The following is a 2,426-nucleotide window of genomic DNA, read 5'->3' as shown; positions in this document are numbered from 1 at the left end:
ATTAAAGTCACGTAGAAGCAAGAATAGAAAGAAATTAAGTGCATAAGGCCGCGTAAGTGGTCTTTTTTTACAATTGATTGTAATTTGGAGGCGCGAAATGACTTTTAGTGTTCTTAGAAATACACGACAATTTAATCAGGTTTATAAAAGAGGTAAATCAATTGTAAACAGACATGTAGTAATGTACTACAAGAAGAATCAGTTAGGTTACAATCAGGTTGGATTTTCAGTTAGTAAAAAAGTTGGAAAAGCTGTAATTAGGAATCGTGTTAAGCGATTGATGAAAGAATCATTTAGGCTCAATGAAGAAAAGCTTATACAAGGATATGACATAGTATTTGTTGCAAGGGTTCGATGTAAAGATTCTAGTTATAAAGATGTTGAAAAGGCAATGCTGCATTGCTTTAGAACAGGAAAGTTAATGAGGTAACCATGAAACATGTAATGATTGCATTGGTTAAGTTTTACCGAAAAAACATTTCGCCTTTATTAGGACCACATTGTAGATACTCGCCAACTTGCTCCGAGTATTCTTTACAGGCATTCGAAAAGTATGGTTTTTTTAAAGGATTTTATTTAAGTGTATTTAGAATATTACGGTGTAATCCCCTCTTCAAAGGTGGTTATGATCCGTTAAAATAATTTGGGAGGAGTTTCATGAAAAAGAAGCTTGGGTTGTTATTAATAGTGTTCACATTGGTGTTTACACTTATTTCTTGTGGCGGTAATCCGTTAGATGCCATTTGGAAAGATTATTCGCAAGGTATTTCAATTGATTTACTTAGTAATAATGCTTTTGAATCAAATAATTTTTTTGGTAATGAAGAAAAATTAGTAGGTACTTATTCTTTTGAGGAAGTTGATAAAGTAAAATATATTAAATTCCAAAGTACTGAGTTTGATACACAAGAATTTGAATATGATTTCGATGGTACAAAAATAATATTTAAAAAAGATGGTGAAGTTTTTAAGGAATTAGAACGTTCTGAACGTAGAGAAGGTATGATTAAGATTCCTATTGGTTATGCATTAGGATTTACTGTTAATCTAATTGGTGATTATGCAATAGCAATTATTATCTTTACTATATTCTTAAAAATAGTATTATTACCGATTTCAATTAACCAAACGAAGTCACAAGTTAAAATGCAAAAGGTACAACCAATTGTTGCTAAAATCAATGAAAAGTACAAGCATGATAAGCAAAAAGCTCAACAAAAGACAATGGAACTTTATCAAAAGGCTAAAATTAATCCAATGAGTGGATGTTTACCTTTAATCATCAATATGGTTCTATTGATTGCATTCTTTAGAGTGTTGATGTACCCAGATACATTTATTTATAGTGGTGGTGAACCAATTTCACATACATTGTTATCAGGTTCATTCCTATGGATTGAAAACTTAACTAATCCAGATTTATTAGCTAATATTCCATTATTCGCAAAAATTATTCCAGAAAGTGCTCATAGTTGGGTACCTGGTATTATGCCAATATTAACAGCTTTAGTTACATTATTCTCATTTAACTCAATGACATCAGGTACTTCACAAGGTCAGCAACAAGGTGCTGCTATGATGAAGAGTATGAAATACTTTATGCCACTTATGTTCTTGATGTTAGGTGCAAGATATCCAGCTTCACTAATGGTTTACTGGACTGTAAGTTCATTATTCCAAATGGTCCAACAACCGATTATTAAAAAACTTGTTAATAAGGAGGTTGAATAATGAAGTCTATTGAAAAAAGTGCAGCGACGGTTGAAGAAGCCATTGAACTAGCATTGTTTGATTTAGAAGCCAATGAATTAGAAGTAGATATTGAAGTTCTAGAAGAATCAAAAAAAGCTATTTTAGGTTTATTCGGAGGTAAGCAAGCTCGAGTTAGAGTGACTAAACGTGTAAACATTGAAGACGTTGCAAAAGACTTTTTATCATCTGTTTTAAGAAACATGGGAATAGAAGCAAAACTAAATATTAAGTTAAAGCAGAATAGTTTATATATTGATATGTCTGGTAAAGAAATGGCATTATTAATTGGTAGAAGAGGTCAAACACTTGATTCATTACAATACTTAGTTAGCTTAGTTGTTAACAAAGATAGAGATGAATACTTAAGAGTGATCTTAGATACAGAGAACTATAGACAAAAAAGAAAAGACACACTAGAAAAATTAGCATTTAAATTAGCGAATAGAGCTAAAAAAATAAGAAAAGATATCACATTAGAACCTATGAATCCATATGAGAGAAGAATTATTCATTCTGCTTTACAAAACAATAAATTTGTAAATACTCGTAGTGAAGGTGAAGAACCTTATAGAAAAGTTGTGATTTTCTTAAATAAATAAGTAAGTCAAGCCCAGTAGAAATACTGGGTTTAAGTTTGTTTTTAATGATAAAAACAGATATAATAATTTTATTCA

At 30.6% G+C, this 2,426-nt stretch carries 4 protein-coding genes; all 4 read left to right on the top strand.

The window, feature by feature from the left end; genetic code table 11:
- Nucleotides 1-97: 97 nt before the first annotated feature.
- The 4 genes from rnpA to OIF36_00430 are packed head-to-tail and all read left to right on the top strand — an operon-like array spanning nucleotide 98 to nucleotide 2,351.
- Nucleotides 98-430: a ribonuclease P protein component gene (gene rnpA / locus OIF36_00445; protein ID MCV6598941.1), complete on the top strand. Its 333-nt coding sequence runs from the start codon at nucleotides 98-100 to the stop codon at nucleotides 428-430.
- A 2-nt stretch (nucleotides 431-432) separates the two neighbouring features.
- Nucleotides 433-642 carry a membrane protein insertion efficiency factor YidD gene (gene yidD, locus OIF36_00440; protein ID MCV6598940.1) on the top strand — a complete coding sequence of 70 codons (210 nt, stop codon included), beginning with the start codon at nucleotides 433-435 and terminating at the stop codon, nucleotides 640-642.
- Nucleotides 643-657: 15 nt separating this feature from the next.
- Nucleotides 658-1,731 carry a YidC/Oxa1 family membrane protein insertase gene (locus tag OIF36_00435; protein ID MCV6598939.1) on the top strand — a complete coding sequence of 358 codons (1,074 nt, stop codon included), beginning with the start codon at nucleotides 658-660 and terminating at the stop codon, nucleotides 1,729-1,731.
- Nucleotides 1,731-2,351 (top strand): protein jag, encoded by a 621-nt coding sequence (locus tag OIF36_00430; protein MCV6598938.1) that lies wholly within the window; start codon nucleotides 1,731-1,733, stop codon nucleotides 2,349-2,351. The genes OIF36_00435 and OIF36_00430 overlap by 1 nt, the downstream gene beginning before the upstream one ends.
- Nucleotides 2,352-2,426: the final 75 nt, after the last annotated feature.

The sequence above is a fragment of the Alphaproteobacteria bacterium genome, from assembly GCA_025800285.1.
Classification (GTDB): domain Bacteria; phylum Pseudomonadota; class Alphaproteobacteria; order JAOXRX01; family JAOXRX01; genus JAOXRX01.
This window is presented reverse-complemented; position numbering and strand designations above follow the sequence as displayed.

Excerpts from the sequence above, each read along its gene's own strand:
- rnpA (MCV6598941.1), top strand. The coding sequence starts at position 98 with ATGACTTTTAGTGTTCTTAGAAATACACGACAATTTAATCAGGTTTAT.
- yidD (MCV6598940.1), top strand. The coding sequence starts at position 433 with ATGAAACATGTAATGATTGCATTGGTTAAGTTTTACCGAAAAAACATT.
- OIF36_00435 (MCV6598939.1), top strand. The coding sequence starts at position 658 with ATGAAAAAGAAGCTTGGGTTGTTATTAATAGTGTTCACATTGGTGTTT.
- OIF36_00430 (MCV6598938.1), top strand. The coding sequence starts at position 1,731 with ATGAAGTCTATTGAAAAAAGTGCAGCGACGGTTGAAGAAGCCATTGAA.